The organism is Oxalobacteraceae sp. CFBP 8761, assembly GCA_014841595.1.
GTDB lineage: Bacteria > Pseudomonadota > Gammaproteobacteria > Burkholderiales > Burkholderiaceae_D > Telluria.
In genome coordinates this window covers 105,320-117,680 of sequence record JACYUE010000001.1, presented here as the reverse complement: position 1 = coordinate 117,680, position 12,361 = coordinate 105,320, and the positions used below count along the sequence as shown (strand labels likewise).

At 63.4% G+C, this 12,361-nt stretch carries 12 protein-coding genes; 1 reads left to right on the top strand and 11 read right to left on the bottom strand.

What is annotated here, in order from left to right; all coding sequences use genetic code 11:
* Window positions 1–234 precede the first annotated feature (234 nt).
* The 10 genes from IFU00_00505 to IFU00_00460 form a co-directional block, all read right to left on the bottom strand.
* Window positions 235–1,518, bottom strand: a complete 1,284-nt coding sequence (locus tag IFU00_00505) for a multidrug effflux MFS transporter (GenBank protein ID MBD8540756.1) — start codon at window positions 1,516–1,518, stop codon at window positions 235–237.
* A gap of 14 nt (window positions 1,519–1,532) precedes the next feature.
* A complete protein-coding gene (locus IFU00_00500) occupies window positions 1,533–2,702 on the bottom strand; it encodes a class I SAM-dependent RNA methyltransferase (GenBank protein MBD8540755.1) in 1,170 nt (389 codons plus the stop codon).
* A gap of 132 nt (window positions 2,703–2,834) precedes the next feature.
* Entirely contained in the window at window positions 2,835–3,248 is a 414-nt protein-coding gene (locus tag IFU00_00495) for a CopD family protein (GenBank protein MBD8540754.1), read from the bottom strand.
* Window positions 3,249–3,273: 25 nt separating this feature from the next.
* Window positions 3,274–4,539 carry a glutamate-5-semialdehyde dehydrogenase gene (locus IFU00_00490; GenBank protein ID MBD8540753.1) on the bottom strand — a complete coding sequence of 422 codons (1,266 nt, stop codon included), beginning with the start codon at window positions 4,537–4,539 and terminating at the stop codon, window positions 3,274–3,276.
* A gap of 81 nt (window positions 4,540–4,620) precedes the next feature.
* The gene (locus IFU00_00485) at window positions 4,621–5,634 is read right to left on the bottom strand and encodes a DNA polymerase III subunit delta (protein MBD8540752.1); all 1,014 of its coding nucleotides are present in this window, start codon (window positions 5,632–5,634) and stop codon (window positions 4,621–4,623) included.
* 3 nt (window positions 5,635–5,637) lie between these two features.
* On the bottom strand, window positions 5,638–6,204 hold the full coding sequence (locus tag IFU00_00480) for a hypothetical protein (GenBank protein ID MBD8540751.1): 567 nt from the start codon (window positions 6,202–6,204) through the stop codon (window positions 5,638–5,640).
* Window positions 6,205–6,206: 2 nt separating this feature from the next.
* The gene (locus IFU00_00475; protein MBD8540750.1) at window positions 6,207–8,849 is read right to left on the bottom strand and encodes a leucine--tRNA ligase; all 2,643 of its coding nucleotides are present in this window, start codon (window positions 8,847–8,849) and stop codon (window positions 6,207–6,209) included.
* Between the two features lie 129 nt (window positions 8,850–8,978).
* Entirely contained in the window at window positions 8,979–9,305 is a 327-nt protein-coding gene (locus tag IFU00_00470) for a barstar family protein (protein ID MBD8540749.1), read from the bottom strand.
* 1 nt (window position 9,306) lies between these two features.
* The gene (dapB, locus tag IFU00_00465) at window positions 9,307–10,116 is read right to left on the bottom strand and encodes a 4-hydroxy-tetrahydrodipicolinate reductase (GenBank protein ID MBD8540748.1); all 810 of its coding nucleotides are present in this window, start codon (window positions 10,114–10,116) and stop codon (window positions 9,307–9,309) included.
* Window positions 10,117–10,124: 8 nt separating this feature from the next.
* Window positions 10,125–10,658, bottom strand: a complete 534-nt coding sequence (locus IFU00_00460) for an outer membrane protein assembly factor BamE (protein MBD8540747.1) — start codon at window positions 10,656–10,658, stop codon at window positions 10,125–10,127.
* A 153-nt stretch (window positions 10,659–10,811) separates the two neighbouring features.
* Between IFU00_00460 and fur the strand changes: the two genes are divergently transcribed.
* A complete protein-coding gene (gene fur / locus IFU00_00455; protein ID MBD8540746.1) occupies window positions 10,812–11,243 on the top strand; it encodes a ferric iron uptake transcriptional regulator in 432 nt (143 codons plus the stop codon).
* An 89-nt stretch (window positions 11,244–11,332) separates the two neighbouring features.
* Here the strand turns inward: fur and hrcA are convergent, their stop codons facing one another.
* Window positions 11,333–12,349, bottom strand: coding sequence for a heat-inducible transcriptional repressor HrcA (gene hrcA / locus IFU00_00450; GenBank protein ID MBD8540745.1), 1,017 nt, complete (start codon window positions 12,347–12,349; stop codon window positions 11,333–11,335).
* Between the last annotated feature and the right edge of the window lie 12 nt (window positions 12,350–12,361).

The following is a 12,361-nucleotide window of genomic DNA, read 5'->3' as shown; positions in this document are numbered from 1 at the left end:
CCCGAACAGGCATGCCACGTCGCCCTGCACTTCAGTGCATGGAACAGGCGAGAGGTCTGCCAACTGCTCCAGATGATAAAAACGTATCGTAACATATATACATTTCTGATCAGGAACAATAGTTACGGGAATACCCGTTGCAACGGGCTTCCTCAGGCTGTAAACACAGCCACACTCCAAAACTTGTTGTAACGATACGACTGTTTCCCCAATTCACGCTCATTCACTGCAAGGTCAGGGTGTCAGTTCGCCCCGCGCGCGCAGCTTGCGTCGATGGCGCCGCGCGGTATCCCAGCATGCCAGCGACAACAGTACGAAGAATGCCTGGCCGAGCGCCAGCGCCAGCACCGAATGCGACAGCGCCGGCGCGACGGCGCCAGCCACGACCGCGCCCAGCAGCGTCAGGATGAACGACTGGCACGACGCGACCGTGCCGCGGATGCGCGGGAACAGGTCGAGCGCCAGCAGCGTCGCGCCAGGCGCGATCAGCGAACTGCCAAAGGTGAAGAAGAACATCGGCGCCACGGTCCACGGCAGGGCCGGCGGCAGGAACGCGTGGTAGACCACGTTGAAGGTCACGGCGCCCAGCATGAAGAAAAAGCCCATGCGGATCTGGCGCGCGAAGTCCATCTTGCCGGCCAGCCGGTTGGCAACGAGCGAACCGAAGAAAATGCCGCTCACGGTCGGCACGAACAGCCACGCGAATTCGGACGGGCCCAGGCCCAGGCTTTCGGGCAGCATGACGGGCGCCGCGGCGATGTACAAAAACAGGCCGGCGAAGTTCAGCGCCGTCACGCCGGCCATCGTCAGAAACAGGAACGAGCTGAAGATGGCGCCGTAGCTCTGCGCCAGAAAACGGGGATTGAACGGCTGGCGCTCGGTCGGCGGCACCGTCTCGGGCAGGTGCTTCCAGCAGAACCAGAACAGCAGCACCGTATAGACCGACAGCGCCAGGAAGATCGCGCGCCAGTCGAGCAGCGTGACGATCCAGCCGCCCACCACCGGCGCGATGGCCGGGGCGATCGAGAAGATCATCGTGACCATCGACAGCAGGCGCGCCGCCGCCGTATCCGAATACAGGTCGCGGATGATCGCGCGCCCCACCACCACGCCGGCCCCGGCCGACACACCCTGAAGGATGCGAAACACCCACAGGTATTCCACCGAGGACGCCGAGGCGCAGCCGAAGCTGCCGATCGCGAACACCACCAGCGCCACCAGGATCACGTTGCGCCGCCCGAATGCATCGGACAGCGCGCCATGCCACAGCACCATGACGGCAAAGGCCAGCATGTAGGCGGTGAGCGTTTGCTGGACCTGCAGCGGCGTGGCGGCAAGCTGGGCCTGGATCTGCGGGAACGCCGGCAGGTAGGCGTCGATCGAGAATGGCCCCAGCATCGACAGCGCTGCCAGCAGCGTTGCCAGTCCGCCTGCCGAGAGCATCGCGATCTTGTGGGGCGGCGGTGCCGGCACGGGTGTGACGGGGTCCTTGGGCAGATCGGATGGTTCTGGCAGCATGGGGCGGTTCCGGGTCAGTCCTGCTTTGGTTTGGCTTCCTCGCGGCGGTTGAAGCCCGCCACCATGTCGAAACGGAACAGGCGGCATTCGAGCGCGCCATTGAAGAACGGGGTCTTGCGCGACTCTTTCAGGCGCAGCATTTTCGGCAGGCCCAGGTCGGCCGTGAACAGATAGGCGGTCCAGCCGGCAAAGCGCTGCTTGAGCGTCGTGGAAAACGCGGCGTAGAAGCCGGCCGCCATGTCGTCCTGCGGCACCGTGCTGTCGCCACGCACGCCGATCCGCTCGCCGTACGGCGGGTTGGTGAGCAGGATGCCCGGCTCGGTCGTCGGCGCCGACACGTGCTGCGCTTCGATCTGCTTGAGCGGCACGTCGAACAGGATGCCGGCGATCTTCAGGTTATGGCGCGTCATTTCGACCATGTCGCCCGAGATGTCCGAGCCGAAGATGGTCGGCTCCTGCGGCAGCACGTTCGGCTTGACCGCCGCTTTCATCGCGGCCCAGGCCTGGCGGTCGTGGTCGGCGAATTTTTCGAAGGCGAAGCTGCGGCGCGCGCCGGATGGAATCCCTTGCAGCATCTGGGCCGCTTCGACCAGAATCGTGCCCGAGCCGCACATCGGGTCGAACAACGGCACGCCCGGCTTCCAGCCCGACACGCGCAGCAGACCCGCGGCGAGGTTCTCGCGCAGCGGCGCGTCGCCCGTCTCTTCACGCCAGCCGCGCTTGAACAGCGCTTCGCCCGAGGTGTCGAGGTAGACGATGAAGTTGCGGGCGTCCAGAAAACCGACGATGCGCATGTCCGGTTCGCGCGTGTTGACCGACGGGCGCTTGTCGTACTGGTCACGGAAGCGGTCGCAGATCGCGTCCTTGATCTTGAGCGTGGTGAATTCAAGGCTGCGCAGCGGCGACTTGACGGCCGTGACGTCGACGCGGATCGTGTGATCGGGGCCGAACCAGTCTTCCCAGGTCTGCTCGAGCACCAGGTCGTAGATGTCGTTTTCGGTGGTGTAGCTGCGCTGCGCCATGCGCATCAGCACACGCGAGGCGATGCGCGAGTGCAGGTTGAGCAGCCAGGCATCCTGCATCGTGCCCGAGCAGTGCACGCCGCCGGGCACCTGGTTGTGCACTTTCAGCGTGGTGCTTTGTGCGGCGATTTCGCCGATTTCTTCGGCCAGTGCCGCTTCCATGCCGCGCGGGCATGGGCAAAAATAGGAAGCCATGAGGGGTACCCTTTGTCCGTTGATGAAACGATGAAACGATGAAAAATTAAACGCGCCACCGGCCCGGGCCGATGACGCAGGCATACAAAAAATGCAGGTTTAGAACGGCTTGACGGTCACCAGGATGACAATCGCCAGCATCAGCACGACCGGCACTTCATTGAACCAGCGATACCATTTGTGGCTGCGCGTATTGACGCCGCGCTCGAATTTCTTGAGGATGCCGCCGCACATATGATGGTAGCCGATGGTCAGGAACACCAGCAGCAGCTTGGCATGCAGCCAGCCGCCCTGGATGCCGTAACCCATCCACAGCCACGCGCCCAGCAGCACCGCTGGCACCGACAGGATCATCGAGAAGCGGTATAGCCGGCGCGCCATGCCCAGCAGGCGGTCACGCGCTGCGGGGTTGGTTTCCTCGGCCAGGTTGACGAACAGGCGCGGCAGGTAGAACAGGCCGGCGAACCAGGACGCAATGAAGACGATGTGCAGTGCTTTGATCCAGAGGTACATGCTTTCCTTGTGGTGAACGTTGAATTCAGTTGCGGACTTCGCCGTGCCCGAACACGACGTACTTGAGCGACGTTAGGCCTTCGAGGCCCACCGGGCCGCGTGCGTGCAGCTTGTCGTTCGAGATGCCGATCTCGGCGCCCAGGCCGTATTCGAAGCCATCGGCAAAGCGCGTCGATGCATTGATCATCACCGATGCCGAGTCGACTTCGCGCAAGAAACGCATGGCACCGCTGTGGTCTTCGGTAACGATCGATTCGGTGTGCTTCGACGAATACGCATCGATGTGGTCCATCGCCTCGTCGATGCCCGCCACCACCTTCACGGCCAGAATCGGGGCCAGGTATTCGGTCGACCAGTCTTCTTCCGTTGCCGCGACCAGGTGCGGATAGCCGGCCAGGATCGCGAACGCTTCCGGATCGGCGCGCAATTCGACGTCCTTGGTCGCATACAGTTCGGCCAGGCGCGGCAGCACGGCCGGCGCGATGCCGCGCGCAACCAGCAGCGTTTCCATCGTGTTGCAGGTGCCGTAGCGGTGGCATTTGGCGTTGAATGCGATGGCCAGTGCCTTGTCGATATCGGCCTTGTCGTCGATGTAGACGTGGCAGATGCCATCGAGGTGCTTGATCATCGGGACCGTGGCTTCGGCCATCAGGCGCGCGATCAGGCCTTTGCCGCCGCGCGGGACGATCACGTCCACGTACTGCGGCATCGTGATCAGCGCGCCGACGGCGGCGCGGTCGACCGTGTCGACCACCTGCACTGCGGCCTGTGGCAGGCCGGCGCCAGCCAGGCCTTCGGCGACCAGTTTGGCCAGCGCGCGGTTGCAGTGGATCGCTTCCGAGCCGCCGCGCAGGATCGCCGCGTTGCCGCTCTTGATGCACAGGCCCGCCGCATCGACCGTCACGTTCGGGCGCGCCTCATAAATGATGCCGATCACGCCCAGCGGCACGCGCATCTGGCCGACCTGGATGCCGCTCGGACGCACCTTCATGTTCGAGATTTCGCCGACCGGGTCGGGCAAGGTGGCGATCTGGCGCAGGCCGGCGACCATCGTCGAAATCGCCGCGTCGGACAATGCCAGGCGATCCATCAGTGCCGGGGCGAGGCCTGCCGCCTGGGCGGCCTCGAGGTCACGGGCATTGGCGGCGCGCAGAGCATCGGCATCGCGCTCGATCGCATCGGCAATCAGGTGCAGGGCGCGGTTGCGGGTGGCGGTGTCGGCGCGTGCCATGGCGCGCGCGGCGGCGCGGGCCTGCTGGCCCAGCGTGTGCATGTGTGCGGTGATGTCCATCGAGTTTCCCATTGCATTAACCTGGCTCGCGCAAGGCGGCGCTGTACAGCGGCGTCGAGCCAAGGCTCTACTGCGAGCGGCTTACCGCGCCACCCGCAACGCCAGCTGCAACATCGCATCCCACGCGTCGCCCGCGAATTGTTTGGCACGCAAGCCCTTGACCATACGGTCAACCTGCGCTGCCTCTTGCAGCGCCGCTTCGAGTGTCGCGAGCGACACGCGGCGCAGCGCCGGCTCCATCATCCGCTCGCGCGGTCCCCAGATCCGGTATTCCTTGAGCAGCGCATTCAGCGGCCTGCCCTGACTCATCCCGCTCTTCAATTTTAGCAGCGTGCGGATTTCTTCGGCCACTGCCCACAACACCAGCGGCAGCGCTTCGCCTTCGCCCTTCAGGCCTTCGAGCATGCGCACCAGGCGCGCCGTGTCGCCCGTGAGCATCGCTTCGGACAGCTTGAACACGTCGTAGCGCGCCACGTTCAGCACGGCGTCGTGCACCTGCTCGAACGTGAGTTTGCCCGGCTCGTGGAGCAGGCCGAGCTTTTGAATCTCCTGGTGCGCCGCCAGCAGATTGCCTTCGACGCGGTCGGCGATGAAGTCCAGGCTCTGGCGCTCGGCGCTCTGGCCCTGCGCTGCCAGACGGTTGCCGATCCAGGCCGGCAACTGCGCGCGCTCGATGTTCGGGATGTCGATGTAGACCGCGGCCTGCTGCAGCGCCGTCACCCATGACGCCTTGGCCGTCTGCCAGTCGAGCTTGGGCAGCGTGATCAGGGTCAGATTGTCGGGGCTGAGGTCTTTTGCATACGCCTGCAGTGCGGCGCTGCCATCCTTGCCCGGTTTGCCGGTCGGGATGCGCAGCTCGATCAGCTTCTTGTCGCCAAACAGCGACAGCGCCTGATTCGCCGCCAGCAGCTCACCCCACTTGAAGGTGCGCTCCACGCTCAGCACATCGCGCTCGGTATAACCTTGCGCGCGCGCGGCCTTGCGGATGCGGTCGGCCGCTTCCAGCGCCAGCAGATGCTCATCGCTGGCGATCACGTACAGCTGCGCCAGGTTCTTGGCCAGGTGACCGTCGAGCGCTTCGAGCCGCAGTTGCATCGCTTACGGCGTCGGCAAGGCGGCTGCCGGCGTCGCTGGCGCCGTCACGGGTGCCAACGGCTTGATCGCCACCAGGCGGCGCAGGATCTGCTGCACCAGGTCGGACTGCATGTCGCGGTACAGCAGCGCTTCTTCGGATTCCTTGGCCAGCACCTGCGATTCATCGAACGCGATATTGCGGCGCAGGGTGATCTCGGTCGGCGCCAGCAGCTGGCGGTTGTTGGCGTCGCGCACCTGGAACACCAGCGTGTAGCTCAGCGAGTATTCACGCACGCGCCCCAGGCTGTTGAGCGACAGGATCGACTTGCCGCGCGACTCGCTGATCACATCGAACAACGCCTCGGCCTTGGACGCATCGGACTCGATGCGCAGGTTATCGCCCGCGCGCAGGTTGCGCTTGAGCTCCGTGCCCAGCGGCGAGGCTTCGTTGAACGACAGCCAGAGACTCTGGAACGGCACGTTGTACTGGCCGTCGCTGCCGCGCAGCTTGAAGCCGCAGCCTGCCAGCATCGCGACCAGCAGGACGGCACCCAGGGCGCGCACGAGGTAGTTGTTGTTCGAGGTGTTCATCATCAGACCACGATATTGACAAGTTTGCCCGGCACGACGATGACCTTCTTCGGCGTGCCTTCGATGAACTTCTGCACCGCTTCACTGGCCAGCGCAGCCGCTTCGATGGTCGCCTTGTCGGCATCCTTTGCGACCTTGACCGAACCACGCAGCTTGCCGTTCACCTGGATCATCATGTCGATCTCGGACTGTTCGAGCGCCTGTGGATCGACTTCCGGCCATGGGGCGTTGAGCAGGTCGCCATGGAGACCGGCAAAGCCAAGTTCTTGCCACAGCGCGTGCGTGATGTGCGGGGCGACCGGGTTCAGCAAACGCAGGAAGATCGAGAAGCCTTCGGCGATGATGGCGTTGGACGCTGCGCTGTCATCGAGCTTGCCCGATTCGAGCGTGTTGAGCATCTTCATGCACGCCGAGACCACCGTGTTGTACTGGATGCGCTTCAGGTCGTAGTCGGCCTGCTGCAGGATCTTGTGCACTTCGCGGCGCAGCGTTTTCTGCGCGTCGGTGTGCGTGCCCTGCACTTCACCGGTCAGCGCGGCGGCAATGCGCGCGCGCTGCGCATAGCCGAAGGCCCACACGCGGCGCAGGAAGCGGCTGGCGCCTTCGACGCCGCTGTTCGACCACTCGAGCGTCTGCTCCGGTGGCGATGCGAACATCGTAAACAGGCGCGCGGTATCGGCGCCGTACTGCTCGATCTGCGCTTGCGGATCGATGCCGTTGTTTTTGGACTTCGACATCTTTTCGGTGCCGCCGATTTCCACCGGCTGGCCGTCGGCCTTCAACACGGCGCTTTGCGGGCGCCCCTTGTCGTCGAAGGTCAGCTCGACATCGGCCGGATTGAACCAGGTCTTCTTGGTCGATGCGTCTTCGCGGTAGTAGGTTTCGTTGAGCACCATGCCCTGCGTGAGCAGGTTCACGAACGGCTCGTCGAATTTGACCAGGCCGAAGTCGCGCATCACCTTGGTCCAGAAGCGCGCGTACAGCAGGTGCATGACGGCGTGTTCGATGCCGCCGATGTACTGGTCCATCGGCATCCAGTAATCGTTGCGCTCGTCGACCATCGCGTCGTTCGAACCCGGCGACGTATAGCGCATGTAGTACCACGACGAATCGATGAACGTGTCCATCGTGTCGGTTTCGCGGCGCGCAGGCTTGCCGCAAGTCGGGCAGTCGCACTTGAGGAACGCTTCGTCCTTGTTCAGCGGGTTGCCGGTGCCGTCCGGGACCAGGTGCTCGGGCAGCACGACCGGCAGGTCGGCTTCGGGCACCGGCACGATGCCGCACTCGGCGCAGTGGATCATCGGGATCGGCGTGCCCCAGTAGCGCTGGCGCGAGATGCCCCAGTCGCGCAGGCGGAACGTGACCTTCTTGGCGCCCAGGTCCTGGCTTGCCAATTCACCCGAGACCGCGTTGACGGCCGAGGTGTAATCGAGACCGTCGTACTTGCCCGAGTTGATCGTGCGGCCGTTGTCCTTGTCGCCGTACCACTCCTGCCAGGCGTCGAGCGAGAATTCCTGGCCTTCGACGGCCACGACCTGCTTGATCGGCAGATTGTATTTTTTGGCGAAGCCGAAATCGCGTTCGTCATGCGCCGGCACGCCCATCACGGCGCCATCGCCGTAGGTGATCAGGACGTAGTTGCCGACCCAGACCGGAATCTGTTCCTGCGTGACCGGATGGGTGACGAACAGGCCGGTCGGCATGCCTTTCTTTTCCATCGTCGCCATGTCGGCTTCGATCACGGAACCGAGCTTGCACTCGGCGATGAACTGCTGCAGCGCCGGGTTGTTCTTTGCCGCGTGCTGGGCCAGCGCGTGCTCCGGCGCCACGGCGCAGAAGGTCACGCCCATGATCGTGTCGGCGCGCGTGGTGAACACGTACAGCTTGCCATCGTCGATCGGTGCGCCGGTGTCATCGGCGATCGTGTGCGGGAACGCGAAGCGCACGCCGGTCGACTTGCCGATCCAGTTGGCCTGCATCGTGCGCACGCGTTCGGGCCAGCCCGGCAGCTTGTTGTCGACATGGTCGAGCAACTCGTCGGCGTATTCGGTGATGCGCACGTAGTACATCGGGATTTCGCGCTTTTCAATCAGCGCGCCCGAACGCCAGCCGCGGCCGTCGACGACCTGCTCGTTGGCCAGCACGGTCTGGTCGACCGGGTCCCAGTTCACGGTACCGGTCTTCTGATAGATGATGCCCTTCTCGAGCATCTTGAGGAACATCCACTGGTTCCACTTGTAGTAGTCCGGCTTGCAGGCGGTCATCTCGCGCGACCAGTCGATCGCCAGGCCCATCGACTCCATCTGGCCACGCATGTGGGCGATGTTCGAATAGGTCCATTCGGCGGGCGGCACGTTGTTGGCCATGGCCGCGTTTTCCGCCGGCATGCCGAATGCATCCCAGCCCATCGGCATCAACACGTTGTAGCCGTTCATCCGCAGGTAGCGGTACATCACGTCATTGATCGTATAGTTGCGCACGTGGCCCATGTGCAGCTTGCCCGATGGGTAAGGCAGCATCGAGCAGGCGTAATACTTGCCCTTAGGGAAACGCGGATCGTGTTCGACGGCTTTATAGGCGTCGATCGATTTCCAGTAGGCCTGGGCGGCCTGTTCGACTTCGGCTGGACTATATTTTTCTTGCATGATTTCTGCAGACGTAATGTGGGAGATGGAACCGGTCATTATAACCTGTTGATTTTGCACTACGGCGTGGCGTGGTGCAGGAAGGATGGTGCAATGAGACAGCGTCCGCTAGACGCTGCCCCGGGTAATTCAGCGCAGCACGAGTTTCAGTGCCGGCGTTTCGCCATAATCTTCATACCGCTCGTTGATGCCGCCGATACAAAAGGCCAGCTCCTCGAACAGATCCGGCGCGGCGGCCTTCATGGCTGCGGCGTCGCGGAGTACGATCTCGAGCACTTCGTCCGGCGCCAGCTGGAAGCTGGTCATGTTTTCGTCGTCGCGCAGGTAGCTCAGGCAGTCCACCCAGGCGTCGATACTGTTCGCATACGACGCTGGGAAGCCAAAGGCGGCCCGGCTTTGCGCATGAAACGACGCTTCGTCGACGATCGCGGCGCCGTTCAGTTCTGCAACGGCCATATCAGGCTTTCAGGCCCAGCACGTCCTGCATGTCGTACAGGCCGTTGGATTTGTCTGCCAGGAAGCGCGCGGCGCGCAGCGCGCCGTGTGCGTAGGTCACGCGGCTGCTGGATTTGTGGCTGATCTCGATGCGCTCGCCCGTGCCCAGGAACATGACGGTGTGGTCGCCCACGACGTCGCCGCCGCGCACGGTGGCAAAGCCGATCGTCGACGGATCGCGCTCGCCGGTGACGCCTTCGCGGCCGTACACGGCGCATTCCTTGAGGTCGCGCCCGATGGCGTCGGCGATCACTTCGCCCATCTTGAGCGCGGTGCCCGATGGTGCATCGACCTTGTGCCGGTGGTGCGCTTCGACGATTTCGATGTCGTAGCCTTCGGCAAAACTTTTGGCCGCCATTTCGAGCAGCTTGAGCGTGACGTTCACGCCCACGCTCATGTTCGGTGCGACCACGAGCCCGATCTTCTCGGCGGCGGCGGCGATCTCGGCCTTGCCCGCGTCATCGAAACCGGTGGTGCCGATCACCATCTGCTTGCCGTTGGCGGCGCAGTACGCGAGGTGCGCGAGCGTGCCTTCCGGGCGGGTGAAGTCGATCAGCACGTCGGCGTTGTGCAGGCCGTGCTTGATGCTGTCTTCGATCATCACGCCAGTGAGGAAGCCCCCGAAGGCGCCGGCATCCTGGCCGATGAACGGCGAACCGGGCATGTCGAGGGCGCCGGCCAGGCGGGCGTCAGGTGCGTACTGGATGGCTTCGATCAGCATGCGGCCCATGCGGCCGCTGGCGCCGGCTACGGCGATATTCAACATCGTCATGGCAATCCTTACTGCTGGGTTGCCGGGGCAGTCACCGTGATCGGTGCGACCGGACGGCTTTCCGGCTTTTCTTTCTTGCTCGGCACCTTCGCGGGGCCGGCGATACGGTCAATGTAATCGCGCTCGCTTGGCAGGTTGCCGCCTTCGAAGCGCTCGACCACGTCATCCTTGAAGAACACGGTGACGCGGCTGGTGGTCAGCTCGCCATTGCCACGGGCCAGGTAGAACGGGTAATCCCAGCGGTCGGCGTGGAACGCATCGAGCAGCAAAGGCGAACCGAGCAGGAAACGCACCTGATCGCGCGTCTGGCCGGCTTTCAGCTGGTTCAGCATCTCTTGCGAGACGAAGTTGCCCTGCTGGATGTCCGGGCGATAAGGCGAGAAGATCCACAGGAACTTTTGCAGACGCGAAGCCTGCACGGTCTGCGCGCCGGCATTGGCGATGGCGGCCGATTTGTCGGCGTCGGCCGCGGTGGCCGCCGAGTCCGTTGCCACCGGTGGCGCCGGACGGGTCTGGTTGCGCCAGGACGCGCAGCCGGACAGCGTCAGCGTGCAGACGAGACCTGCCGCCAGCACCGCCTTGGCGGAAAATCGATGGGATACGGCTTGTTTGACGCGCATAGGTAACCTCAAATCGAGCGGGAGCTTTCAAAACGCTATATCATAAAGCACTCCGCCAATATGCGAGTAACAAACATGAGTAACAATCCGACCGACCTGAAGGCAAGCGGCCTGAAGGCCACGCTCCCGCGCCTGAAAATCCTGGAAATTTTCCAGAACAGCGCCGTGCGTCACCTCACCGCCGAAGATGTCTACAAGATCCTGTTGGCTGAAAACATGGACGTCGGCCTGGCTACCGTCTACCGCGTCCTGACGCAATTCGAGCAGGCCGGCCTGCTCAACCGCAACCATTTCGAAACCGGCAAGGCCATCTACGAACTCAACGCCGGCTCGCACCACGATCACCTCGTCTGCGTCACCTGCGGCCGGGTCGAAGAATTCTATGACGACGAAATCGAGCAGCGCCAGAAAATGATCGCCGAAACCCACGGCTACACGATCGTCGACCACGCGCTGGCGATCTACGGTAGCTGCCCGCAGTGCCAGGCGGCGCGCAAGGCAAGCTGAGTTATTCGCAGCCGGCAAGGCTGCACAGCAAAAGGGCGCATCGGATTTTCCGTGCGCCCTTTTTGCGTCTTGGCAAGAGTAAAAAACTGTTAAGGCTGGCTGAGTGCGTTCGACAGCAGCTTGGCGGTGATGTCGACGATGGGAATCACCCGCTCGTACGCCATCCGCGTGGGGCCAATGACGCCCAGGGTGCCGACGATCCGGCCATCGACGGCGTACGGTGCAGTGACCACGCTCATCTCGTCCATCGGCACCAGGTTCGATTCGCCGCCGATGAAGATCTGCACACCGCCGGCCTTGCTCGACATGTCGAGCAACTGCATCAGGCCGGTCTTTTGCTCGAACATCTCGAACATCTGGCGCAGCGAACTCATATTCGACGACAGGTCGGTCACCGACAGCAGGTTGCGCTCGCCGGAAATGACCACGTCGTCGCTCTCGGCCATGGCCTCGCTGCCGGCCTCGACCGCCGCATGCATCAGGCGCCCCATGTCGTCGCTCAGCTGGCGCAGTTCGCCACTGAGGCGTTGGCGCACGCCGTCGAACGACTGGCCGGCAAAGTTCTGGTTCAGGTAATTGGCCGACTGCGACAACTGGCTTGGCGTGTAGTCGACATCGGTCAGGAGCAGGCGGTTCTGAACGTCGCCACGGGGATCGACGATCACGAGCAGGATGCGCTTTTCAGACAGGCGCAAGAATTCGATCTGCTGGAACACCGATTCGCGGCGCGGACTTTGCACGACGCCGGCAAACTGCGACAGCGACGAAAGCATCTGGGCTGCGTTGGCGATCAGCTTTTGCGGATGCTGCAGCGGCAGGCGCATGCGCTCGGCGCCAACCGTCGTTTCATCGAGTTGCTTGACGGTCAATAAGGTATCGACAAACACGCGGTAGCCGCGCGGTGTTGGAATCCGGCCGGCCGAAGTGTGGGGACTGGCAACGAACCCCATGTCCTCGAGGTCGGCCATGATGTTGCGGATCGTCGCGGGCGACAATTCCAGGCCCGACAGCTTGGACAGCGCGCGCGAGCCGACCGGCTGGCCGTCGGCGATATAGCGTTCGACAAGCGCTTTGAGCAGGGTTTGGGCACGGTGATCGAGTTGCATGGTTCCGGGAAG

Coding starts and splice junctions, on each gene's coding strand:
- IFU00_00490 (MBD8540753.1), bottom strand. CDS start 4,539: ATGGACATCACCGCACACATGCACACGCTGGGCCAGCAGGCCCGCGCC.
- IFU00_00495 (MBD8540754.1), bottom strand. CDS start 3,248: ATGTACCTCTGGATCAAAGCACTGCACATCGTCTTCATTGCGTCCTGG.
- IFU00_00480 (MBD8540751.1), bottom strand. CDS start 6,204: ATGAACACCTCGAACAACAACTACCTCGTGCGCGCCCTGGGTGCCGTC.
- fur (MBD8540746.1), top strand. CDS start 10,812: ATGAGTAACAATCCGACCGACCTGAAGGCAAGCGGCCTGAAGGCCACG.
- IFU00_00470 (MBD8540749.1), bottom strand. CDS start 9,305: ATGGCCGTTGCAGAACTGAACGGCGCCGCGATCGTCGACGAAGCGTCG.
- IFU00_00505 (MBD8540756.1), bottom strand. CDS start 1,518: ATGCTGCCAGAACCATCCGATCTGCCCAAGGACCCCGTCACACCCGTG.
- IFU00_00500 (MBD8540755.1), bottom strand. CDS start 2,702: ATGGAAGCGGCACTGGCCGAAGAAATCGGCGAAATCGCCGCACAAAGC.
- dapB (MBD8540748.1), bottom strand. CDS start 10,116: ATGACGATGTTGAATATCGCCGTAGCCGGCGCCAGCGGCCGCATGGGC.
- hrcA (MBD8540745.1), bottom strand. CDS start 12,349: ATGCAACTCGATCACCGTGCCCAAACCCTGCTCAAAGCGCTTGTCGAA.
- IFU00_00485 (MBD8540752.1), bottom strand. CDS start 5,634: ATGCAACTGCGGCTCGAAGCGCTCGACGGTCACCTGGCCAAGAACCTG.
- IFU00_00475 (MBD8540750.1), bottom strand. CDS start 8,849: ATGCAAGAAAAATATAGTCCAGCCGAAGTCGAACAGGCCGCCCAGGCC.